This is a genomic window from Bradyrhizobium algeriense (genome assembly GCF_036924595.1).
Lineage (GTDB): Bacteria > Pseudomonadota > Alphaproteobacteria > Rhizobiales > Xanthobacteraceae > Bradyrhizobium > Bradyrhizobium algeriense.
In genome coordinates, this window is record NZ_JAZHRV010000001.1 from 1472485 (window position 1) to 1495178 (window position 22694).

The window sequence follows — 22694 nt, forward strand, 5'->3', positions numbered from 1 at the left end:
GAGTTTCGGCGGACAGCGTGCTGGATCGGCAGGGCCAAGCTGACCTTGCGTCAGGATTTTCGATGTTTCGCGTTCACCGCGATCGCAGCCGCCGCGGTGCGGTTCTCGACGCCGAGTTTCGAGTAGATCTGCTCGAGGTGCTTGTCGACGGTGCGCGGGCTCAAGCCCAGAATTTGCGCGATGTCGCGGTTGGTCTTGCCCTTCGACAGCCACGACAGCACTTCGCCCTCGCGCGTCGTCAGGCCAAGCTCGCTGGAGAATTCCGCCGGTGCGTCGGCGCCGGAATCTTTTGCAAGCCGCAGCAGGAATTCGTTGGTGCCCAGTCTGCCCATGTATTGCAGCCGGAGCTGTTCGTTGCCGGGAAGCGCGGTCATGATCGCAGCTTTCGACCCGGCCTTGCCCTTGCGGGCCTGGTCCAGCCATTGCGGGATCGGGTCGGGCAGCACGACATCGTCGTCGCTGTCAGGGCTAAGCGCATCCGACAGCAGTTTCTGCGCCTGTGGCGTCGCCCACATGATCTTGCCGACGCCGTTGACGGCGAGCAGATAGCGGCCGGAGACGTCGAGGGCGGCACGCGCGCTCTGGGTCAGCCGCGCATTGGCGAGGTGGACGCGGATGCGCGCCAGCATCTCCTCGACCGCAATCGGTTTTGTCACATAGTCGACGCCGCCGGCTTCCAGCCCGCGAACGATGTGTTCGGTTTCGGCCAGCCCCGTCATGAAGATGATAGGCACATGGTCGAGGCCGGCGTCGCGCTTCAGCCGCCTGCAGGTTTCAAAACCGTCCAACCCGGGCATGACCGCGTCGAGCAGCACGATGTCGGGCGTGATCTGGTCGACGATCCGCATCGCCGCCGCGCCGTCGAGCGCGACCATGACCGTCATGCCGGCGCCGTCGAGCGCGTCGGTGAGCAGCCGCAGCGTCTCCGGCGAATCATCGACGATGAGGGCGACGTCGCGCTTTTTTGATTCAGTGATCATAGCTGTGCAGTGTTTTCAGGGCCGCCATGTACTGATCGAGATCGAAGCGGTCGACCAGCGTGCGCATTTGCAAAACGAAATCGGCATGCTCAGGATAGTCGTGGCCGATCTCGTCCAGCTTGACCTGGATCGCGCGGATGTAGCCGAGTTGCCCGAGACCGATCAGTTCCTCGACATATTTCACCGGCGGCCGCGATCCCGTCTCCGGTTTCCAGCGCGGCTGGGCTATCTGCTCGGCCTCGTACTGCCATTCGATCTTGAGCAACTGCCGGATCGTCTCCACCAGCTTGGGGATGTCGATCGGCTTCATCAGATAGCCGTCGTGAAACGGCTGCGCCAGCGGCGCGCCGTGCGCTTCAAGCGCGCTCGCCGACACCATCAGGATGCGGGCCTGGTGATGGCCGCTGGCGCGCAACGTTTCCGCCACCGTCCAGCCGTCCATGCCCGCCATCGAGATATCAAGCAAAAACAAATCAGGCCGGCAGTGCTGCGCCAGCGCGAGGCAGCCGGGTCCATCGGGCGCGCTCAAGAGAATGAAGCCCAGCGGCGCCAGCACCTCGCGCAGGAGGTCGCGGTGGGTCGGATCGTCGTCGGTAATGAGGATCGTCTTGCGCGGGCCGTGATAGCCGAAGATCGGCGCCTCGATCGGCGCAATCCGCGTCGGATTGGTGACTTCCGACAGCAGGATCTTGACGCGGAAAATGCTGCCGGTGCCGACCTCGCTCGTCACCCTGATATCGCCGCCCATCACGCCGGCGAGCAGCCGGCTGATGGTCAGCCCGAGTCCGGTGCCGGTCTGCGGCTGCGATACGCCGAGCGCACCGCGCTCGAACGGTGCGAAGATGCGTTCGAGATCGCTTGCCTGGATTCCGGGGCCGGTATCGATCACCTCGAACTCCGCGACCGGGCTGCGGTAATGCACGACGAATTGCACGCTGCCGGTCTGCGTGAATTTCAGCGCATTCGACAGCAGGTTGATCAGAACCTGGCGCAGGCGTTTTTCGTCGGCATAGACGACGAGGGGCAGCACCGAAGGCCGCCTGAAAACGAAATCGATGCCCTTGGCGGCGGCCTGAACGCGAAACATCCCGACGAGCTGGTCGAGGAATTCGCTGAACCGCACCTCGTCGCGCGACAGATAGAGCCGGCCGGCCTCGATCTTGGAAATGTCCAAAATGCCGTCGATCAGCCCCGACAGATGATCGGCGCTGCGGCGGACCACGCGCACCTGGTCGCGCGGCTTGGTGGCAAGGCCGGAATCCTGCTCCAGCAACTGGGCATAACCACTGATGGCGTTCAGCGGCGAGCGTAGTTCATGGCTGAGCCCCACCACATAGCGGCTCTTGGCGAGGTTTGCCGATTCCGCCACTTCCTTCGCGCGCTGCAGCTCGGCATCGGTGCGCTTGTGCGCGTCGATTTCCTGGATCAGGAGCGCGGTCTGCCGCCGCGTTTCAGCTTCCGCCGCGCGGCGACTTTGTTGCGCCAGCACGAACAGCCACGCCACCACGCCGATGATGATGGTGAGCGCGAAGAACACCTTCCACAGCACGTCGGACAGAAGGAGATTGTCCACCGCAACCGTCGCCGACGTCTGCAGGTAGATCAGCCCGAGCGTCAGCCCGACGAGGCCGGCGGATATCGCGAACACGCCGAGATAATGCCCGAACTGGGAATTGATCCGGGCGTAGATCGGCTCCGGCAGCATCTTGCCCATCGTCTCCGACACCTGCGCGCCGATCCGCGCATGCGGCTTGCAGAGATCGTGACAGCGCGCGTCGAGCGAACAGCACAGCGAACAGATCGGGCCGGCATAGGCGGGGCAAGAGGCCATGTCCTCCGGCTCGAACGAATGCTCGCAGATACAGCACTGGATCGCCTCGAGGTTCTGCCAGCTACGCTTCGGCTTGCGCGCGATGTAGTATTTGCCGTCGGTGGCCCACGCGATCAGCGGCGCGGTGACGAAGGCGACGGCGAGCGCCACGAAGGCGGACAGCGCCTTGGCCGTCGGCCCGAACAGGCCGTAGAACGCGCTGATCGAGACGATGGTCGCGATCGTCATCGCGCCGACGCCGACCGGATTGATGTCGTAGAGATGGGCGCGCTTGAATTCGATGTGCTGCGGGCGCAAGCCCAGCGGCTTGTTGATGACGAGATCGGCGACCAGCGCGCCGACCCAGGCAATCGCAACGTTGGAGTAGAGCGCCAGCGTCTGCTCCAGCGCCTTGTAGACGCCGATTTCCATCAAGAGCAGCGCCACCATGACGTTGAACACCAGCCAGACCACGCGGCCGGGATGGCTGTGGGTCAGGCGCGAGAAGAAGTTCGACCACGCGATCGAGCCGGCATAGGCGTTGGTGACGTTGATCTTGATCTGCGAGAGAATGACGAAGGTGCCGGTCAGCGCCAGCACCAGATCGGGCTGCGACAGCACGTAACGAAACGCTTCGAGATACATATGCGCGGGCTCGGCGGCGTGCTCGCTGGAGACGCCGTGGCTGAGCGCGAAGTAGGCGAGGAACGAACCCAGCAACAGCTTGAGCGCGCCGAAGATGATCCAGCCGGGGCCGGCGCTGAGCAGTGCGATCCACCATGAGGTGCGAGAGGTCTTTCGGTCGCGCGGCAAAAACCGCAGGAAGTCGACCTGCTCGCCGATCTGCGCCACCAGCGAAAACACCACCGACGCGGCGGTGCCGAACAGCAGCAGATCGAGATGGCCGCTGGCGTCGCCATGCTCGCCGGCGAATTTCCGCCACTCCGTAAACGAGTGCGGGTTGGCCCAGGCGATCGCCACGAAGGGGAGGATGTGCAGGACGATCCAGAGCGGCTGTGTCCACAGTTGAAAGCGGCTGATCAGGGTGATGCCGTAGGTCACCAGCGGAATGATGACGACGGCGCTGATGAGATAGCCGATCGGGCGCGGGATGCCGAAGCACATCTCCAGCGCGGCGGCCATGATGACCGCTTCGAGCGCGAAGAAGATGAAGGTGAAGGAGGCGTAGATCAGCGACGTGATGGTCGAGCCGATATAGCCGAAGCCGGCGCCGCGGGTCAGCAGGTCGATATCGATGCCGCATTTTGCGGCATGGTAGGCAATCGGCAGGCCGCAAAAGAAGATGATGACACTGACGACCAGGATGGCGGCGGTGGCGTTGGCTGCGCCGTAATTCAGCGTAATCGTGCCGCCGATCGCTTCCAGCGCCAGAAAAGAAATCGCGCCAAGCGCGGTATTGGCGACGCGGGCGGCCGACCATCGCCGGGCGCTCTTGGCGGTGAAGCGCAGCGCATAGTCTTCCAGGGTCTGGTTAGCAACCCACTGATTATATTGGCGTCTGACGCGGTCGATCCGCTGCCGCCCTGCCACTGTGATGCTCCTGCCCAGTTCAACCGACCCCTGCGTAGCCAGCAAACTCCGTACCAAAATCTACGTCGCTATTTTGCGGTGCAATATACGCAATCCCACGTATCTGTGCGGTGCACAAATCCGAGCCATCCTCACCTGACCAATCAGCGTTCTCGAACAAAAAATGGGGTGCTCATGTCAGACGAACCAAACAAGGGCCTGCAGTCGCCGCTTCGCCGCAAACTGCTGATGGGCGCGGCGGCATTGCCGTTCATTTCGATGCTTCCCCGGCCGTCATTCGGGGCCGGCCCCGCAACCTCCGTGGTCAACACAACGGGCCTCGCGGTCACCGATACGGAAGTCACCGTCGGCATCCTGCACTCCGCCACCGGAACGATGGCGATTTCGGAAACCGGTTCGATCCAGGCCGAAAAGCTCGCGATCGAGCAGATCAACGCCGCCGGCGGCGTGCTCGGACGCAAGATCAAGTTCATCCAGGAAGACGGTGCCAGCGACTGGCCGACATTTGCGGAAAAGGCCAAGAAGCTTCTCGTCAACGACAAGGTCGCGGCGATCATGGGCTGCTGGACCTCGGCATCGCGCAAGGCGGTGCTGCCGGTCGTCGAGCAGTACAACGGCATGCTCTATTACCCGACCTTCTATGAAGGCCTCGAGCAGTCCAAGAACGTCATCTACACCGGCCAGGAAGCCACCCAGCAGATTCTCGCAGGCCTGAACTGGATCGCCAAGGAGAAGGGCGCCAAATCGTTCTTCTTCATCGGCTCGGATTACATCTGGCCGCGCACCTCGAACAAGATCGCGCGCAAGCACGTCGAGAACGTGCTGAAGGGCAAGGTCGTCGGCGAGGAATATTACGCGCTCGGCAGCACCCAGTTCAATTCGGTGATCAACAAGATCAAGCTGACCAAGCCCGACGTCATCTTCACCGACGTGGTCGGCGGTTCGAACGTCGCCTTCTACAAGCAGCTCAAGGCGGCCGGCGTCGACCTTTCGAAGCAGGCGCTGCTGACGATCTCGGTGACCGAAGACGAAATCGACGGCATCGGCGGCGAAAACATCGCAGGCGCCTATGCCTGCATGAAGTACTTCCAGTCGCTCGACAATGCCAACAACAAGGCGTTCGTTCCCGCCTTCAAGAAGCTGTGGGGCGAGAAGACGGTGATCGGCGACGTGACGCAGGCCGGATATCTCGGCCCGTGGCTGTGGAAGCTGACCTGCGAGAAGGCCGGCAGCTTCGACGTCGACAAGATCGCCGCCGCCTCGCCAGGCATCGAATTCAAGGAGGCGCCCGAAGGTTACGTGCGCATCCATGAAAACCATCACCTCTGGTCGAAGACCCGCGTCGGCAAGGCCAAGCTCGATGGCCAGTTCGAACTGATCTTCGAGACCGCCGACCTGGTCGAACCCGATCCGTTCCCGAAGGGCTACCAGTAAGCGCAGCGGAACTCTCCGCAAGCTTCTCCCGAGCAACCAGCTCCCTGGCGTGGACCGTCAATCCGCGCTTGACGACCCCGCGTCGCGAATCTGTTCGCGGCGCGGGACCTTGTCCCCTCGACGGAGAAACATCGATGTTCGGCGAATATTCGATTGGCGATCTGGGCTCCATCTTCGTCATGCAGGGCTTTGCGGGCCTGATCCTGTTTTCCGTCTACGTGCTGATGGCGCTCGGTCTTGCGATCATCTTCGGCCAGATGGGCGTCATCAACATGGCGCATGGCGAGTTCATGATCCTGGGGGCCTACGTCACCTGGATGACGTCGAATTTCTTCCAAACCTTTCTCCCGGGCCTGTTCAGCGGCTATTTCTTCCTCGCGATGATACTGGCCTTCCTCGCCTCCGGCGCGCTCGGGATGCTGGTGGAGTGGGTGCTGATACGTCACCTCTACAAGCGGCCGCTCGACACGCTGCTCGCCACCTGGGGCCTCAGCCTGATGCTGCAGCAGGCCTATCGCTCGATCTTCGGCGCGCGCGAGGTCGGTGTCGAACTGCCGCAGTGGATGCTGGGCTCGCTCAAGGTCACGGATTCCATCGAGGTGCCGATCAACGGCATCTTCGTGATGGGCCTCACCGTGCTGATCACCGTCGTGGTCGCCTATGTCATGTACAAGTCGCGCTGGGGCCGCCAGGTCCGCGCCGTCGTGCAAAACCGCATCATGGCCGGCGCCGTCGGCATCAACACCGCGAAAGTCGATCGTTACACCTTTGCGCTCGGCTGCGGCATCGCCGGCGTCGCCGGCAGCGCCTTCACCATGATCGGCTCGACCGGGCCCACTTCAGGCCAGCTCTACATCGTCGACACCTTCCTGGTGGTCGTGTTCGGCGGCGCGGCGAGCTTGCTCGGAACCATCGCATCGGCCTTCTCGATCTCGCAGACGCAGTCGACGCTCGAATTCTTCATGTCGGGATCGATGGCGAAGGTGCTGACGCTGCTCGCGGTTGTCGGAATTCTGATGCTGCGGCCGCAGGGGCTGTTCGCCCTCAAGGTCCGCAAATAACAAGAGGGCTGAAGGCATGACCGACAATCGCTTTACCAATCGATCGGAGCTGATCGGGATCCTGGTGCTCGCTGTGTTCCTGGTGGTGGTCCTGCCGCTCTGTCTCGATGTCTTCAGGCTCAACCTCGTCGCGAAATACCTCACCTATGCCTTCGTGGCGCTGGGGCTGGTGATCTGCTGGGGCTATGGCGGCATCCTGAGCCTGGGGCAGGGCGTGTTCTTCGGCCTCGGCGGCTACTGCATGGCGATGTTTCTCAAGCTCGAGGCATCGAGCGTTGCGAACACCAAGATCCAGTCGACCCCCGGCATTCCCGACTTCATGGACTGGAATCAGATCACCGCGCTGCCGTTGTTCTGGCAGCCGTTCCACAGCCTCATCTTCACCATCGCCGCGGTGATTCTGGTGCCGGGCATCTTTGCCCTGGTCATCGGTGCGGCGATGTTCAAGCGCCGCGTCGGCGGCACCTATTTCGCCATCATCACGCAGGCGGTCGCCGCGATCCTGACCATCCTGATCGTGGGCCAGCAGGGCTACACCGGCGGCATCAACGGCATGACTGACCTGCGCACGCTCAAGGGATGGGACATCCGTCCCGACCACGCCAAGGTCATTCTCTACTTCTTCGAGGTAGGCCTGCTGTTCGTCTGCATCTTCATCGCCCAGTTCATCAGGCACTCGAAGCTCGGCCGCATCCTGGTCGCGATGCGCGATCAGGAGGACCGGGTCCGCTTCTCCGGCTACAGCGTGGCCAACTTCAAGATCTTCGCCTTCTGCGTCGGCGCCATTTTCGCCGCCATCGGCGGCGCCATGTTCGCGCTGCAGGTTGGATTCATGTCGCCATCCTTTGTCGGCATCGTGCCGTCGATCGAGATGGTGATCTATACCGCGGTCGGCGGCCGGCTCTCGATCCTCGGCGCCGTCTACGGAACCATGCTCGTCAACTTCGCGAAGACCAGTCTTTCGGAATCCTTTCCCGAACTCTGGCTGTTCGGTCTCGGCGGACTGTTCATCGCCGTGGTCCTCGCTTTCCCCAACGGCCTTGCCGGCATCTGGGGAGATTATGTGCAGCCGCGGATCGACCGGCTGATCGCCTCGCGCAAGCCGAAGTCCGAGGCCGGCTGGACCGACAACTCCGTCGCCGACGGCGCGCCGGCAGAGTGAGGGGGACATCATGCTGATTGGTCATCAACCCAAACCTTTCCTGCTCGCGGTCGAAGGCCTCACGGTGTCCTTTGACGGGTTCAAGGCGGTCAACGATCTTTCCTTCTATGTCGAGGAAAACGAGATCCGCGTCATCATCGGCCCCAACGGCGCCGGCAAGACCACGGTGCTCGACCTGATCTGCGGAAAGACCAAGGCGACCTCAGGTTCGATCGCGTTTCGCGGCAAGGAGCTGACGAAGCTGAAGGAGAACCAGATCGTGAAGGCCGGGGTGGGGCGCAAATTCCAGACCCCGTCGATCTACGACGATCTTACCGTGTTCGAGAATCTAGAGATTTCGTTTCCGCGCGGACGCACCGTGTTCGGCGCGCTGACGTTCACGCGCGACGCCACCGTGCGCGACCGCGTCCATCAAGTCGCGGAAATGATCTTCCTCAAGGACCGTCTCGACATGAGCGCGGCGCTGCTCAGCCACGGCCAGAAGCAGTGGCTGGAGATCGGCATGCTGCTGATCCAGGACCCGGACTTGCTGATGCTCGACGAACCGGTCGCCGGCATGAGCGTCAGCGAACGCGCCAAGACTGCCGAACTGCTTAACCGCATCATCAAGGACCGCTCCGTACTGGTCATCGAGCACGACATGAAATTCGTCGAGGACATCGCCCACAAGGTGACGGTTCTGCACCAGGGCCAGATCCTGTCGGAGGGCACAATGGAGAAGGTGAAGAACGATCCGAAGGTCATTGAAGTCTATCTCGGACATTAGCGCATGATCCCGGAAAGTGGCGTCCGGTTTCCGGACAAGATCTTGCGCAAGGAATAAGGAGCATGTCGATGCTGGCTATTTCGGATCTTCACGTCGCTTACGGCCAGAGCGAGGTGCTGCACGGCCTCAATGTGTCGGTGGCGCCCAACGAGATCGTCGCGATCATGGGCCGCAACGGCATGGGCAAGACGACGCTGATGAAGTCGCTGATGGGGATCGTGCCCACCAGGAGCGGCTCGGTGAGCATGGAAGGCACCGAACTCAGTGCGCTGCCGAGCTACGATCGCGTCGCCAAGGGCCTCGCCTACGTGCCGCAGGGCCGCATGATCTTCTCGACCATGACGGTGAAGGAAAACATCGAGACTGGCCTCGTGGTGTCGGGCGGCTCGGAAGTGCCTGATGACATCTACGAGCTGTTTCCGGTGCTGCTGGAGATGAAGGACCGCCGTGGCGGCAATCTTTCCGGCGGGCAGCAGCAGCAATTGGCGATCGCGCGTGCGCTCGCGACCAAGCCGAAGGTGCTGCTGCTGGATGAGCCGACCGAAGGTATCCAGCCCTCGATCATCAAGGACATGGCGCGCACTTTGAAACGGATTCGCGACGAGCGCGGCCTGTCGATCGTCGTTTCCGAACAGGTGCTGAGCTTCGCGCTCGATATTGCCGATCGCGTGCTTGTGATCGAGAACGGCGAGATCGTTCGCGACGACCCCCGCGACAGCGTCGATGCCGCGCAAGTCTCGAAATTCCTGTCCGTCTGAAAACCCAACCTGTGCTGTCTAAAAGGGGAGCTATCGATGCCAGAGACACTGATCAAGGTCGATCTTTCGAAGTCGGCCTACGACAACGACATGATCCACAACCGGTGGCATCCCGACATCCCGATGGTTTCGTGGGTCAACCCGGGCGACGATTTCATCATCGAGACCTATGACTGGACCGGCGGTTTCATCAAGAACAACGATTCCGCCGACGACGTGCGCGACATCGACCTATCGATCGTGCATTTCCTGTCCGGCCCGATCGGCGTCAAGGGCGCCGAGCCCGGCGATCTGCTGGTGGTCGACCTGCTCGACGTCGGTCCGCTGAAGGAAAGCCTCTGGGGTTTTAACGGCTTCTTCTCCAAGCAGAATGGCGGCGGCTTCCTGACCGATCATTTTCCGCTGGCGCAGAAGTCGATCTGGGACATCAAGGGCCTCTACACCTCGTCGCGCCACGTGCCCGGCGTGAACTTTGCCGGCCTGATCCACCCCGGCCTGATCGGTTGTCTGCCCGATCCAAAGTTGCTGGCGACCTGGAACGAACGTGAGACGGCGCTGATCGCGACCAACCCGACCCGCGTGCCCGGCCTCGCCAATCCGCCGTTCGCGGCGACCGCGCACGCCGGCCGGGCCAAGGGTGACGCCAAGGCCAAGGTCGGCGCCGAGGGCGCGCGCACCGTGCCGCCGCGCGAACATGGCGGCAATTGCGACATCAAGGATCTGTCGCGCGGCTCAAAGATCTTCTTCCCGGTCTATGTGCCCGGCGGCGGCCTCTCGATGGGCGATCTGCATTTCAGCCAGGGCGACGGCGAAATCACCTTCTGCGGCGCCATCGAAATGGCCGGCTGGCTGCATCTCAAGGTCGATATCATCAAGGACGGGGTGGCGAAGTACGGCATCAAGAACCCCGTGTTCAAGCCGTCGCCGATCACGCCGAACTACAAGGACTATCTGATCTTCGAGGGCATCTCGGTCGATGAGGCCGGCAAGCAGCATTACCTCGACGTCCACATCGCCTACCGCCAGGCGTGTTTGAACGCGATCGAATATCTGAAGAAGTTCGGCTACTCGGGCGCACAGGCCTATTCGATCCTCGGCACCGCGCCGTGCCAGGGCCATATCTCCGGCGTGGTCGACGTGCCGAACGCCTGCGCGACACTGTGGCTGCCGACGGAGATTTTCGACTTCGACATCATGCCGTCCTCAGTGGGACCGATCAAACACATCACGGGCGACATCCAGATGCCGATCTCGCCGGACAAGTGATCCCTGCGCGAGAAGGATGCGGGACGGCTCAGGCGTGCCGGCCGCCCCGCATCCGCTGTTGTGATCTTCCGAATCATAGCGCGAGGAAACGAAATGCCCGTCTACGAATATCTCTGCAACGATTGCGGCCCGTTCACGGACATGCGGCCGATGGCCGAATGCGACGATCCGCAGGATTGCCCGCGCTGCGACAATGAATCGCCGCGCGTGATCCTGACTGCGCCGGCGTTCTTCTGCATGCCGTCGGACAAGCGGAAAGCGATGGCCACCAATGAGCGCAGCGCTCACGCGCCGAAGACATCAGCCGAATACAAGGCCGCGCACGGCCCCGGCTGCGGCTGCTGTTCAACCGGAAAGAAGAAACCGGCCCGGCTGATGACCAAGACGCGCAGCGGCGCCAAGGGTTTTCCGACCGCACGCCCATGGATGATCAGCCACTGAAGCGCGATCCGTCAAACCCAAACCAGAACAAGAGGCGATCCAATGCTCCACGGTGACATTTCCTCCAGCAAAGACACGGTCGGCGTCGCCGTCGTCAATTACAAAATGCCGCGCCTGCACACCAAGGCCGAGGTGCTCGACAACGCTCGCAAGATCGCCGACATGATCGTCGGCATGAAGCTCGGCCTGCCGGGCATGGATCTCGTGATCTTCCCGGAATATTCCACCCACGGCATCATGTACGACTCCAAGGAGATGTACGAGACCGCTTCGCAGATCCCCGGCGCCGAGACGGAAATCTTTGCCGAAGCCTGCCGCAAGGCAAAAGTCTGGGGCGTATTCTCGCTCACCGGCGAGCGCCACGAGGAGCACCCGCACAAGGCGCCGTACAACACCCTGATCCTGATGAACGACAAGGGCGAAATCGTCCAGAAATACCGCAAGATCATGCCGTGGGTGCCGATCGAAGGCTGGTATCCCGGCAATTGCACCTATGTGTCCGAAGGCCCGAAGGGTCTGAAGGTCAGCCTGATCATCTGCGACGACGGCAACTTTCCGGAGATCTGGCGCGACTGCGCGATGAAGGGCGCCGAGCTGATCGTGCGCTGCCAGGGCTACATGTATCCGGCCAAGGAACAGCAGATCCTGATTTCCAAGGCGATGGCCTGGGCCAACAATGTTTATGTCGCGGTCGCCAACGCCGCCGGCTTCGACGGCGTCTATTCCTACTTCGGTCACTCCGCGATCATCGGCTTCGACGGCCGCACGCTGGGCGAGACCGGCGAGGAAGAATACGGCATCCAGTACGCAGGATTGTCGAAGAGCCTGATCCGCGATGCTCGCCGCCATGGCCAGTCGCAGAACCATCTCTTCAAGCTGCTGCATCGCGGCTATACCGGCATGATCAATTCCGGCGAAGGCGCTCAAGGCGTCGCGTCCTGCCCCTATGAATTCTACAAGAAGTGGATCGACGATCCCGAAGGCACGCGCGAAATGGTCGAGGCAATGACGCGGCCTACGGTTGGCACCGACGAATGCCCGATCGAGGGCATCCCGAACGAGATGACGGGGAGCAATTACTAGAGCGCTGAGCTGAGCCAGCGCGTGCCTCCCGGCGACCGGCTGCATTGAGCCGCCCGGGATTGCCGTCATTCGGCCGGCGTCAGGTCGGCAGCGCCGCCGATCGCCGGCTTCGGCTTGCCGAACAGCCAGGTCTGCAGCCTGTCGAGGTAGATGTAGACCACCGGTGTCGTATACAGCGTGAGGAGCTGCGAGACGGCGAGACCTCCGACGATGGCGTAGCCGAGCGGCTGGCGTATCTCGGAGCCTGCACCGGTGCCGAGCATCATCGGAACGCCGGCAAGCATGGCCGCCATCGTGGTCATGAGGATGGGCCGGAAACGCATGATGCAGGCGCGGTAGATTGCTTGCTCCGCCGTCAATCCCTCCTGTTTGCCGACATGCAGGGCGAAATCGACCAGCATGATGCCGTTCTTCTTGACGATGCCGATCAGGAGGATGATGCCGACGATCGCGATCACGCTGAGATCGAGGTGAGCCGCCATCAGCAGCAACAATGCTCCCAGCCCCGCCGACGGCAGCGTCGAGATGATGGTGATGGGATGGATCAGGCTCTCATACAAGATGCCGAGGATGAGGTAGATCACGAACAGCGCGGCGGCGATCAGGATCGGCGTGGTCGACAGCGAATCCCCGAAGGCCTGCGCGTTGCCCTGGAAGCTCGTCTGCAGCGACAGCGGCTTGCCGAGTTGCTGTTCGATATGCTGGATGGCCGTTGTCGCTTCGCCGATCGCCGTGCCCGGCAGCAGGTTGAAGGAGATCGTCACCGACGGGAACTGGCCCTGATGGTTGACCACGAGCGGGGCGACCTTGACCACGCTGTCGACCAGCGTCGATAGCGGCACTTCCTGGCCGGCTGACGATTTGACATAGATGCCGGTCAATGCCTCCGGCGAGTACTGGAACTTCGGGTTGACCTCCATGACGACGTGGTACTGGTTCAGGGCCGTGTACATGGTCGAGACGATGCGCTGGCCAAAGGCGTCATCGAGCGTGTTGTCGATGGTGAAGGGCAGGATGCCGTAGCTCGACGCCACTTCACGCTTGATGGCGATGTCGAGCAGGGGACCGGAATTGAGCTGGTCGGTCGCGACGTCGGTGATGCCGGGGACCTTCTTGATCCTGTCGAGGAACAGTGCCGCCCAGTGGTTCAGCTCGCCGGGATCGGCGTCGCCCAGCGTGTACTGATACTGGGTTTTCGAGACCCGGCCGCCGATGGTGATATCCTGCGCGGCCTGCATATAGAGCGTGATGCCCTGGATCTTGGCCAGATTGGTCCGCAAACGCGCGAGCACCGTTTCCATGCTGTCGCGTTGCTTGTAAGGCTTGAGCGCAATGTAGATGCGGCCGTTGTTGACCGTGGTGTTGCCGCCGCCGGCGCCGATCGCCGAGCCGATGGATGCGACGGCCGGATCCCTCATGATGGCATTGAGCAAGGCCTGCTGGCGCTCGGTCATCGCCTGATAGGAGATATCCTGTGCGGCTTCGGACAGGCCGATGATCAGCCCGGTGTCCTGCTGTGGAAAGAAGCCTTTGGGAATGACCACGTAGAGATAGCCGGTCAGTGCGATGGTCGCAAACATCGTGAGTAGCGTGATGAAGCGGTGACGCAGCACGATCCTGAGCCCCGCCTCGTAGGCGCCGAGCAAGGCATTGAAGCCGCCTTCAGAGAGGCGGAACAGCCGCCCATGCGTCCTGCTTTCCGGCTTGAGCAGCCGCGCGCACATCATGGGCGTCAAGGTCAGCGAGATCACCAGCGACAGCAGCAGCGCCACGCTGACGGTGACGGCAAATTCGCGGAACAGCAGTCCGACATATCCGCCCATCAGGAACAGTGGAATGAACACCGCGATCAGCGACAGCGTGATCGACATGATGGTGAAGCCGATTTCGCCGGCGCCCTTCAGCGCCGCTTCGTAGGGTGTGGCGCCTCCCTCCATGTGCCGCACGATGTTCTCGATCACGACGACGGCGTCATCGACCACGAAGCCCACGGCGATCGACAGTGCCATCAGCGATAAATTGTCGAGGCTGTAGCCGAGTTCGTAGAGGACCGCGAAGGTGCCGATCAGCGACAGCGGAACGGTGACCGCCGGGATAACCGTCGCCCAGAAATTTCTTAGAAAGACGAATATCACCATCACGACAAGCGCAACCGTCAGTATCAGCGTGAATTGAACGTCGTGGATGGATGCGCGGACCGTATCGGTGCGGTCGGAGATGACGTTGACCTTGACGGCGGGTGGGATCGATGCCTGCAGCACCGGCATCATCGCCTTGATCCGCTCGACAGTGTCGATGACGTTGGCGCCGGGCTGGCGCTGGATCGCCATGATGACCGCGCGCTGGTTGTTGTACCAGCCGGCGATCAGGTCGTTTTCCGGCGCGCTGACGGCGCGGCCGACGTCACGGATGCGGACCGGCGAGCCGTTTCGGTAGGCGATCACCAGGTTGGCGTAATCGTCCGCATTCAGCAGCTGATCGTTGGTGTTCAGCGTATAGGTCTGGCGCGGGCTGTTGAGCGTGCCTTTCGGCAGGTCGACATTGGCCTGGCCGAGCGCCGTGCGGACGTCCTCCAGATTGATGCCGCGCGCGGCAAGCGCCTGCGGATCGAGCTGCACCCGCACGGCGGGCTTTTGCTGGCCGCCGAGGCCGACGAGGCCGACGCCCGGTATCTGCGAAATCTTCTGCAGCAGGATGTTTTCCGCATAGGCGTCCACCGTGGTCAGCGGCAGGCTGTCCGAGGTCAGGCCGAGCACGAGGATCGGCGTATCGGCCGGATTGACCTTGCGGATCGTCGGCGGGTAGGGAATGCCGGACGGCAGAAACGGACTGGCGGCGTTGATTGCCGACAGCGTATCGCTGACCGTTCCGTCGATCTGGCGGTTCAGATCGAACTGCAGCGTGATCTGGGTGTAGCCGAGTGCGCTCGCCGACGTCATCTGGGTGAGACCCGGAATCTGGCCGAACTGGAGTTCGAGCGGCGTCGCGACCGACGCCGCCATGGTCTGAGGATCGGCGCCCGGCAACTGCGCCGTGACCTGAAGCGTCGGATAGTTGACGTTCGGCAGCGCTGCGATCGGCAGCAGCGGATAGGCGACCAGGCCGCCGACCAGAAGGCCGACCATCAGGAGCGCGGTCGCGATCGGCCGCTGGATGAAGGGTGCGGATATGTTCATGGGATGATCGCCTGTTGTGCTTGCTGTGCCGCTGCTTCCTCGGCCGCTTCGCCGTGCAGAATCGTGACATGGGTGCCCGGCAGCAGCCGGTACTGTCCGTCAATCACGACCTGCTCGCCGGCCTTCAGCCCGGAATCGATCAGCGCTTCGCCGTCGGCGATTTGAGCGACCTTGAGCGGACGGATTGCGACCGTGCTGTCGGGTTTGACGACATAGGCATAGGCGCCGTTCGGACCTTGCTGCACGACGGAGGCAGGGACGGTCAGGCCGTTGTGCCGGGTCGTAACGAGCAGCCGCGCATTGACCAGTTCACCCGGCCACAGCTCGCGCGACTTGTTGGGAAAGGTTGCCTTGAGCTGGATCGAGCCGGTGGTCTGCAGGATCTCGTTGTTGACCAGCGCGAGTTGGCCCTTACCCAGCTCGAGCGTATCGTCCTGGTCATAGGCGAGGACCGGAAGCGGCGTTTTGGTCGCCTGCTCCTGCCTGAGGATCTGCGGCAGCACCCCTTCCGGCAGGGTGAAGATCAGCGAGATGGGATCGAGCTGCGTCACGACGACGAGGCCGTTGGGCGTCGTCGGGCTGATGATGTTGCCGACGTCGATCTGGCGAATCCCGACCACGCCGTCGATCGGCGAGGTCAGCCGGGTGTAGCTGAGCTGCACCTTGGCCGCCTCGATCAGCGCCTGGTCGGTCTTGATCGCGGCCTCGAGCTGGCCGACCTGCGCGTTCTGGGTCTCGATCAACTGCGGCGTGGCCCAACCCTTGTCGCCGAGCTGGGTGTAACGCGTGAGATTGGCACGGGCATTGGTGAGTTGGGCCTGGTCGCGCTCCAGATTTCCCTCGAACTGGTCGATCTGGGCCTGGTAGGGGCGCGGATCGATTTGCGCGAGCAGGTCGCCGGCATGGACGGTCTGTCCTTCGGTGAAGTTGATGCTGATGAGCTGGCCCTGGATCTGGGCCCGCACGACGTCGGTGTTGTAGGCAATCACGGTGCCGACGCCGTTCTGGTAGATCGGCACGTCATGCTGGCTGACCACGCCGGCCACGACCGGAACCGGAGCCGGCGGCGCGGCTGCGACAGCGGCCTTGAATAAATGGGCGTGCGTCAGGAAGAGGAGGCCGCCCGCGGCGGCGACGCCGAACACGACGGCAGGTATTGCGACTTTCATTTTCATGGCTGCTTCTCGCACGTGGGTTTTCGCTCAACGCAACATCGTGGCGGCGGCTGACAGGCCCGGTATCGTGTTCGGCGCCCCTGTGATGTTCGGTATCCCCGTGATGGGATCGGTCGGCGCAGCGACGGCTGTCGTGTTCGCGGCCGCCAGCGTGACGGCGGGCACTGTCGGGATCGTTGGCGCGATGGTGCTGATGGTAGGTCCGACGGTGATGGTGGGCACCATCGCGGCGGAGCTGACTCCGAGATTGCCGATCTCGGTCGACCCCATCGGAATGCCGGTGCGCGGCACGCCGCCCGGCGTCGTGGGAGACGTCGGCGTCGATGACGCAGCGAGATTGTTCGAGCCGGCGCCGCACATGCTTTGGGTACCCGAAGTATCGATCAGGGCCGATGTCGGCGAAATACCCGATGACGACATTGCTGATGTCGACATTCCCGGCATCGTGGACATCGTGCTCTGCGGTGTGACGGTCCCGACGTCCACGCCGCCGCCGTCAAAGGTGGTCGCCGATCCGAACATCGTTGACGGTGCCGTACCGATGGTCGAGCACACGGTGCTGCCAATGGTCGACGAGATCGGCGCCGGACTTACGCCGGGGGAGGCGATTTCCGTTGCGCCAAACGGGATGCCGGTGCCGCCGACTGGCGCGCTTGGCACCATGCCGAGCGGCGACGTGGTCGAAAGCGAAGGCGTCGGCATTACCGCGGCCTGCTGCGCAAAGGCCTGGCCGCACAGCAGGGCCAAGGCTGTCGTGATCATCAGGAAGCGTTTCATGGTGCTCTCCGGTGCCGGTCGGGCAGTGCGAACGAATAAGCAGGGAGGCGATCGGTCTGGGCATCGAGAAAGTGCCATCCGGTCCGACAGCCTGCGAGGCAGGATTTGCGCGAGGATCTCAGCTGCAGCTCAGCGGCAAGGGCTGGTCGGGATGCAGCTCGTACCAGTCGTAGCAATCGGGATAACCGTAGTAGCCGTATCCCGGTCCGTATCCGCCGAAGCGATGCAGGGCGTGCTGGTGCAGTCCGAAACCATGCGCGCCGAAGTGGCCTCCACCGCCGACACCAACGCCCCCCATGTGTTCGCCGCCGCCCATGCCGCCGAAGTGGCCTCCACCGCCAAAACCGCCGCCCATATGGCCGCCGCCACCGAAGCCGCCGCCGTGACCGCCACCGCCGCCACCACCGCGGGCATCGGCCGCGCCCGACATCAGGCTCGAAGCGAGAAGCGCCGTTGCCAATATCGTGATCATCCGTTTCATCATGACACTCCTTTTCAGTCAGATTGCTCGGCGCCGTGACGCGCGAACCTCAACGAGCCACGCGAACGAAACGTCGGATGACTGACAGGTAGGTGCGATGCACAAAGCCTCCATTAAATTCGCCGTTAGTCGCGTTCACGAACCAGAGCAGCAGCAGACGTGCGTCAAAAAGGCGAACTGCCCGGGCGCACGCCAAAAGAAGACGGGCTGGCGGATATCCCGCCAGCCCGTCTTGTTTCGTCGCTCCGTCGCAGTGCGAGTGGATCAGTAACCCGTGTTGGGCTCGCAAGGCGGCACGGTCCACGGTTCGGAGGCGTAGGCGCCGACGCGCGGAGCGCGGATGCAGCTATCGCCTTGGTCGCGATGCATCGTCGACATCACGCGGCCGTCGCTATCGGTGACGACATGCCGCGAGGTGGCAGCCAGCACCGGCGTGGCGAAGGTGGCTGCGGTCAGTAACGCAGCCGACAGAAGTTTCACTTTGTGCATTGGTGTTCTCCATAGGTGAGGGGAAGCCAGGCTGGCTTCTCCCTGTGACGTGCGGCCGGCCCACCATCGTCCAAAGGGCACATCGCTTCACGTGCTTTCAACTCGGCGTGAGAATGATGCGGGGCCCGATCTGTTGCCTGGCCCGGCCCGAAATCGCCCGCGGGGACCTGACGATGCCGGCCTGTCGATTCATTAAATCGCTATTTATTGGCACCGCGCGCCGACACGCGTTACCTGTTTCGAGCGGGCTCGCTGTGCTCGTACCGAGGCAGCGGAAATGGCCGCCGGGCGGATGGCGCACGCCGGATCCCAAAGGGATGGCGACGCTGTCCGGCTCTCCTGAACCCGTGAGACTTGCGTCGTCACCATGGCTTTATCGGCCGGCCGGCGTATCATTGCGACCGAGCCGTGCCGTGCGGCGGGAGGGGATCTTGATGGCAGTCGGAATGATCTCATGACGAAAGTTCTGCTCATAGAAGATGACGACGAGACGGCTGGAGAAATCACCGCCGAGCTGGCCGATCGCGGCTTCGATGTGGAATGGTCGTCCGACGGACTGGATGGTCTCGCCAAGGCGCGCGACTTGCGGCCGGATGCTATGATCGTCGACCGCCTGCTGCCGGGAATGGACGGCCTTACTGTCATCGAGTCCCTGCGGAAGGATCAGGTGCGCACGCCGGTCCTGGTGTTGAGCGCGCTTGGGGCGGTCGATGACCGCGTGCGCGGATTGCGGATGGGTGGCGACGACTACCTCACCAAGCCGTTCGCGGTCGTCGAACTCGTCGCGCGAATAGAAGCGCTGCTGCGCCGCCCGCCGGAAACGCGGGAAACCACCCTGCGGGTGGGACAGCTCGAGCTCGACCTGATCGAGCGCACGGCGAAACGCGGCGAACGCGAGATCGATCTCTTGCCGCGCGAGTTTCGCCTGCTCGAATACATGATGCGGCGGAGCGACCAGCTGCTCACGCGGGCCATGCTGCTCGAGGAAGTCTGGAACTACAAGTTTGTCCCGGCAACCAACCTGGTCGACGTGCATATGGGCCGCGTGCGGCACAAGGTCGACGGTCCGGGCGACACCCCGATGATTCACAATGTCCGCGGCGCGGGGTTCATTCTGCGCGCGGTGTCCTAGGTTAATTCCCGGGTTGTTTTTAACGATCGTGCCGCGCGCCCGCGTCGTCGGAGCCGGCGAGGTAATCGGGCGGCAGGATTCGAGCATCAGATGCAGTTCATACGCTCGAACACGTTTCACTGGGCCGCCGCACTGGCAGCCTTGTTCGCGGCTTTTGTCACGATCCTGTTCGGCTTCATCTACTTCAAGATCGATGGTTACCTGATCGCGCGTTCCGATCGCATGATCACGACGCAGCTCAATTTCTTTGCCGCGCTGCCGCCCGGTCGCCTGATCAGCGCGCTCGACGATCATCTCGATCAGGATTCCCGCGGCGTCCAGTTCGCCGGCATCTTCGATGCAAAGGGAAATCGCCTTGCCGGCAATGTCGTACGCCTGCCGGACGATCTCGGGCCCGGCGCGCCGGTGAAGAGTGTGCGGATGGCGCGGGCCGATGACAAGGAGGCCGACGCTCCATTGGTCAGGGCCGTCGCGCGGAGCCTTGATGATGGCAATGTCCTGGTGATTGGACGCAACGTCGACGAGACCCGGGAAATCTCCAGGGTTGTCGGAGCAGCGCTCGCGCTTGGCCTGTTGCCCGCGTTCTGCTTCTGGCTGCTGGCGGGCGCGTGGCTGAGCGTTCGCGCGCAAAAGCGCGTCGAGGAGGTCAACATGCGGGTTCGGCGCATCATCGCCGGAGATCTGCGCGAGCGGCTGCCGCACCGGAATATCGATGAACCGTTCTCGCGGCTCGCCGCCATCGTCAACGGTATGCTCGATGAACTGGAGACCACCATCAACGCGCTGGCCGGTGTCGGCAACGACATCGCCCACGATCTGCGAACGCCGCTGACGCGCGCGCGCCTGACGCTCGAGCGGGGCCGCACCAACGCCACCAGTCTGGAGCAGCTCCAGCAGGCCGCCGACAAGGCCATCGGCGGCATCGACCAGTCGCTGTCGATCGTCACGGCGCTGCTGCGCCTGGCCGAAATCGAGAACAGCCGCCGGTCAGCCGCATTCGGCGACGTTGCTCTCGGCGAAATGCTGCGCGAGGTCTGCGACATGTATGAGCCGATCGCCGAAGACAAGCAGATCGCGCTGAGCGCGAGTACGTCAGGCACGCTTCGCGTGCGCGGCGATCGAGACCTGCTGCTGGAGGCGGTCGCCAACCTCGTCGACAATGCCATCAAGTTCACGCCCCGGAGCGGCAGCGTCAAGCTGGAGCTGCTGCGCGGCGAGGGAGAAACCATCCTGCGTGTGACGGATACGGGTCCGGGGATCAGCGATAAGGAACATGAGGCCGTGCTGCGCCGGTTCTATCGCTCGGACAAGATCCGCAGCACGCCGGGCATAGGCCTCGGACTCAACCTGGTTTCGGCCATCGTAAAACTGCACGGATTTCGCCTGATCATCCACTCCGGCCCGGGAGGCCGGGTGGAGATCATTTGCCCCGATGAGCCCGTCGGCCGGGCATAGAATCGGTGAGCTGCGAAGGCGACGTCATCCATGCCGGTGGCCGTCATGCTTGGCGTGAGAGGCGCGATGGACTCTACCATGATGCCAGACGGTGGGGCCGGCCATGCCGCTTTCCCTTTCGTTATAGGATTGCATCACCGAAGGCGGCATCCCTTCCATCCTGTAGGCCGGCGTCGGGGCGCCGCCGTTCAGGACGTCCAGATTCGGATAATAGAATGCAAAGGCGCCCGGCTCCTGAATGGCTTCCTGAGCGAAGGCAGGCGCCGCTGCCATCAGCGACAGCAATCCTGCGACAGCGATTGTCTTGATCGATTTCATTGTCTTTCTCCATATCGTCGATGCGGGAGTTCGCCGGACGTGGAAGCGCGATCACGGCACCGTAACGGGCCTGTGTACTTCCGAATGCGAACTGCTCGCTTGAAGCTGCATCCGGGACAGCGGATGCATGATGGAGATGTGGGGCGGGGGCGCCGTCGCCCCACTAAATTGCCTTTCACGAAGCTCAACTAATCTTGAGCCGTCTTGAGAAGCGTTTGTGTGGGAAGCGAGATCATACGCGCGTGCGCGGCGGCTCACCGTTCGATCTTTCACAAATTTGTTCGGAACGAAATCGTGCGATTTTTAAATCAAGACGATAGTTGCGCAAAATCCTAACAGCGAATTTACGTTCCTCAATTCCAATTTAATGGCTGTATCGTGGTGCCTTCTCCTAGGGTCTGCCTGCCGGACCCTATGGATTGGAGCCACCCATGAACGCTCACTGCACAACGCTAATGTCGGACAGACGCGAGATATTGACCGAAGGCAGATCACGTGCGCTCGTCGATGAGTACGCCTCCCTCATCAAGCGATACGTTCTGCTTGAACCGACGCGCGAGCAGCAGCTCGCACGGCGCTGGCAGGAGCATCGCGACCGCAGCGCGACCGATGCGCTCGTCACCAGCCATCTCCGGTTGGCGGCAAAGGTCGCGCGCCGCTACCAGCGATACGACCTTCCGCTTGCCGATCTGATCGGCGAAGCAAATCTCGGCCTCGTGATCGCGGCTTCGCACTTTGAGCCCGGCCGCGGCGCCCGGTTTTCCACCTATGCGCTGTGGTGGATCAAGGCCGCGATTCACGATTACATCCTGCGGTCGCGGTCGCTGGTCAAGATCGGGACGACGGCGGCGCAGCGGAAGCTGTTCTTCGGCTTCAGGCGCGCCATGAACAAGTTCGGCGGCGACAGGGCAGGGCTGACGCAGGAGGTGGCCGAGGCCGTCGCGCGTGAGCTCGTGGTCCCGCTTCGCGAAGTGATCGAGATGAGCAGCCGTCTGACGGGGGACGTCTCCCTGAATGCGCCGGTCAGCGATGACGGACCGACCGAATGGGAGGCGATGCTGGTCGATCATTCGCCGAACGCCGAGGCGATCGTTGCCGAGCAGGACGAAAGCGCGCAAAAGGCGAAAGCGCTGCGTTCGGCCCTTGACGTGCTGACCGCGCGGGAGCGGCGTGTGTTCGAGGCGCGGCGGCTTAGCGAGGATCCGCCGAGCCTGGAGGATCTCGGACGCGAGCTGTCCATTTCCGGCGAGCGCGTGCGGCAAATTGAAACGCTGGCCTTCGAAAAGGTCAGGCGTGCTGCCACCAGGAATTTGAGACCTGCTCTCCTCCCGGCGTGAGAGGCGGCCGGCCGACAAGGGAGCGGCAAGCGCTACCGTTCG

Annotated in this window: 19 protein-coding genes; 11 read left to right on the forward strand and 8 right to left on the reverse strand. The window is 62.8% G+C overall.

What is annotated here, in order from left to right; all coding sequences use genetic code 11:
- Positions 1 to 50: 50 nt before the first annotated feature.
- Together V1286_RS07165 and V1286_RS07170 are read right to left on the reverse strand one after the other, a co-directional pair.
- The gene (locus V1286_RS07165; RefSeq protein WP_334478509.1) at positions 51 to 980 is read right to left on the reverse strand and encodes a response regulator; all 930 of its coding nucleotides are present in this window, start codon (positions 978 to 980) and stop codon (positions 51 to 53) included.
- Positions 970 to 4341 carry a hybrid sensor histidine kinase/response regulator gene (locus V1286_RS07170; protein WP_334478511.1) on the reverse strand — a complete coding sequence of 1124 codons (3372 nt, stop codon included), beginning with the start codon at positions 4339 to 4341 and terminating at the stop codon, positions 970 to 972. The genes V1286_RS07165 and V1286_RS07170 overlap by 11 nt, the downstream gene beginning before the upstream one ends.
- Positions 4342 to 4515: 174 nt before the next feature.
- Between V1286_RS07170 and urtA the strand changes: the two genes are divergently transcribed.
- The 8 genes from urtA to V1286_RS07210 all read left to right on the forward strand — a co-directional run bounded on the left by urtA (position 4516) and on the right by V1286_RS07210 (position 12312).
- A complete protein-coding gene (gene urtA, locus V1286_RS07175) occupies positions 4516 to 5775 on the forward strand; it encodes an urea ABC transporter substrate-binding protein (RefSeq protein ID WP_334478513.1) in 1260 nt (419 codons plus the stop codon).
- A 134-nt stretch (positions 5776 to 5909) separates the two neighbouring features.
- Complete coding sequence (gene urtB, locus V1286_RS07180) at positions 5910 to 6836, forward strand: urea ABC transporter permease subunit UrtB (RefSeq protein WP_334478515.1); 927 nt, start codon at positions 5910 to 5912, stop codon at positions 6834 to 6836.
- A gap of 16 nt (positions 6837 to 6852) precedes the next feature.
- Positions 6853 to 7998 (forward strand): urea ABC transporter permease subunit UrtC, encoded by a 1146-nt coding sequence (gene urtC, locus V1286_RS07185; protein ID WP_334478517.1) that lies wholly within the window; start codon positions 6853 to 6855, stop codon positions 7996 to 7998.
- Between the two features lie 10 nt (positions 7999 to 8008).
- The gene (gene urtD, locus V1286_RS07190; RefSeq protein WP_334478518.1) at positions 8009 to 8764 is read left to right on the forward strand and encodes an urea ABC transporter ATP-binding protein UrtD; all 756 of its coding nucleotides are present in this window, start codon (positions 8009 to 8011) and stop codon (positions 8762 to 8764) included.
- A gap of 68 nt (positions 8765 to 8832) precedes the next feature.
- Positions 8833 to 9522, forward strand: coding sequence for an urea ABC transporter ATP-binding subunit UrtE (gene urtE, locus V1286_RS07195; protein WP_334478519.1), 690 nt, complete (start codon positions 8833 to 8835; stop codon positions 9520 to 9522).
- A 36-nt stretch (positions 9523 to 9558) separates the two neighbouring features.
- The gene (gene fmdA, locus V1286_RS07200; RefSeq protein WP_334389051.1) at positions 9559 to 10788 is read left to right on the forward strand and encodes a formamidase; all 1230 of its coding nucleotides are present in this window, start codon (positions 9559 to 9561) and stop codon (positions 10786 to 10788) included.
- Positions 10789 to 10881: 93 nt separating this feature from the next.
- Entirely contained in the window at positions 10882 to 11229 is a 348-nt protein-coding gene (locus tag V1286_RS07205; RefSeq protein WP_334478520.1) for an FmdB family zinc ribbon protein, read from the forward strand.
- A gap of 42 nt (positions 11230 to 11271) precedes the next feature.
- Positions 11272 to 12312 carry an aliphatic amidase gene (locus V1286_RS07210; RefSeq protein WP_334478522.1) on the forward strand — a complete coding sequence of 347 codons (1041 nt, stop codon included), beginning with the start codon at positions 11272 to 11274 and terminating at the stop codon, positions 12310 to 12312.
- Positions 12313 to 12377: 65 nt separating this feature from the next.
- Here V1286_RS07210 and V1286_RS07215 read toward each other — a convergent pair whose 3' ends face one another.
- From V1286_RS07215 to V1286_RS07235, 5 genes are all read right to left on the reverse strand, one after another.
- Positions 12378 to 15488, reverse strand: a complete 3111-nt coding sequence (locus tag V1286_RS07215; protein ID WP_334478524.1) for an efflux RND transporter permease subunit — start codon at positions 15486 to 15488, stop codon at positions 12378 to 12380.
- Entirely contained in the window at positions 15485 to 16663 is a 1179-nt protein-coding gene (locus V1286_RS07220; RefSeq protein ID WP_334478525.1) for an efflux RND transporter periplasmic adaptor subunit, read from the reverse strand. Before V1286_RS07220 ends, V1286_RS07215 begins: the two co-directional genes overlap by 4 nt.
- Before the next feature lie 27 nt (positions 16664 to 16690).
- Positions 16691 to 17440, reverse strand: a complete 750-nt coding sequence (locus V1286_RS07225; RefSeq protein WP_334478526.1) for a hypothetical protein — start codon at positions 17438 to 17440, stop codon at positions 16691 to 16693.
- A 118-nt stretch (positions 17441 to 17558) separates the two neighbouring features.
- Positions 17559 to 17921, reverse strand: coding sequence for a hypothetical protein (locus V1286_RS07230; protein ID WP_334478527.1), 363 nt, complete (start codon positions 17919 to 17921; stop codon positions 17559 to 17561).
- A gap of 264 nt (positions 17922 to 18185) precedes the next feature.
- A complete protein-coding gene (locus V1286_RS07235; protein WP_334478529.1) occupies positions 18186 to 18410 on the reverse strand; it encodes a hypothetical protein in 225 nt (74 codons plus the stop codon).
- 454 nt (positions 18411 to 18864) lie between these two features.
- Here V1286_RS07235 and V1286_RS07240 point away from each other — a divergent pair, with 454 nt between their 5' ends.
- Entirely contained in the window at positions 18865 to 19542 is a 678-nt protein-coding gene (locus V1286_RS07240; protein ID WP_334478532.1) for a response regulator transcription factor, read from the forward strand.
- A 90-nt stretch (positions 19543 to 19632) separates the two neighbouring features.
- Positions 19633 to 20997: a sensor histidine kinase gene (locus V1286_RS07245; protein WP_334478534.1), complete on the forward strand. Its 1365-nt coding sequence runs from the start codon at positions 19633 to 19635 to the stop codon at positions 20995 to 20997.
- A gap of 24 nt (positions 20998 to 21021) precedes the next feature.
- On the opposite strand, the gene V1286_RS07250 is transcribed toward V1286_RS07245, so the two are convergent.
- Entirely contained in the window at positions 21022 to 21315 is a 294-nt protein-coding gene (locus tag V1286_RS07250; protein ID WP_334478536.1) for a hypothetical protein, read from the reverse strand.
- Between the two features lie 431 nt (positions 21316 to 21746).
- On the opposite strand from V1286_RS07250, the gene V1286_RS07255 reads away from it, so the two are divergent.
- Positions 21747 to 22652 carry an RNA polymerase factor sigma-32 gene (locus tag V1286_RS07255; RefSeq protein WP_108513385.1) on the forward strand — a complete coding sequence of 302 codons (906 nt, stop codon included), beginning with the start codon at positions 21747 to 21749 and terminating at the stop codon, positions 22650 to 22652.
- The last annotated feature ends 42 nt before the right edge of the window (positions 22653 to 22694 follow it).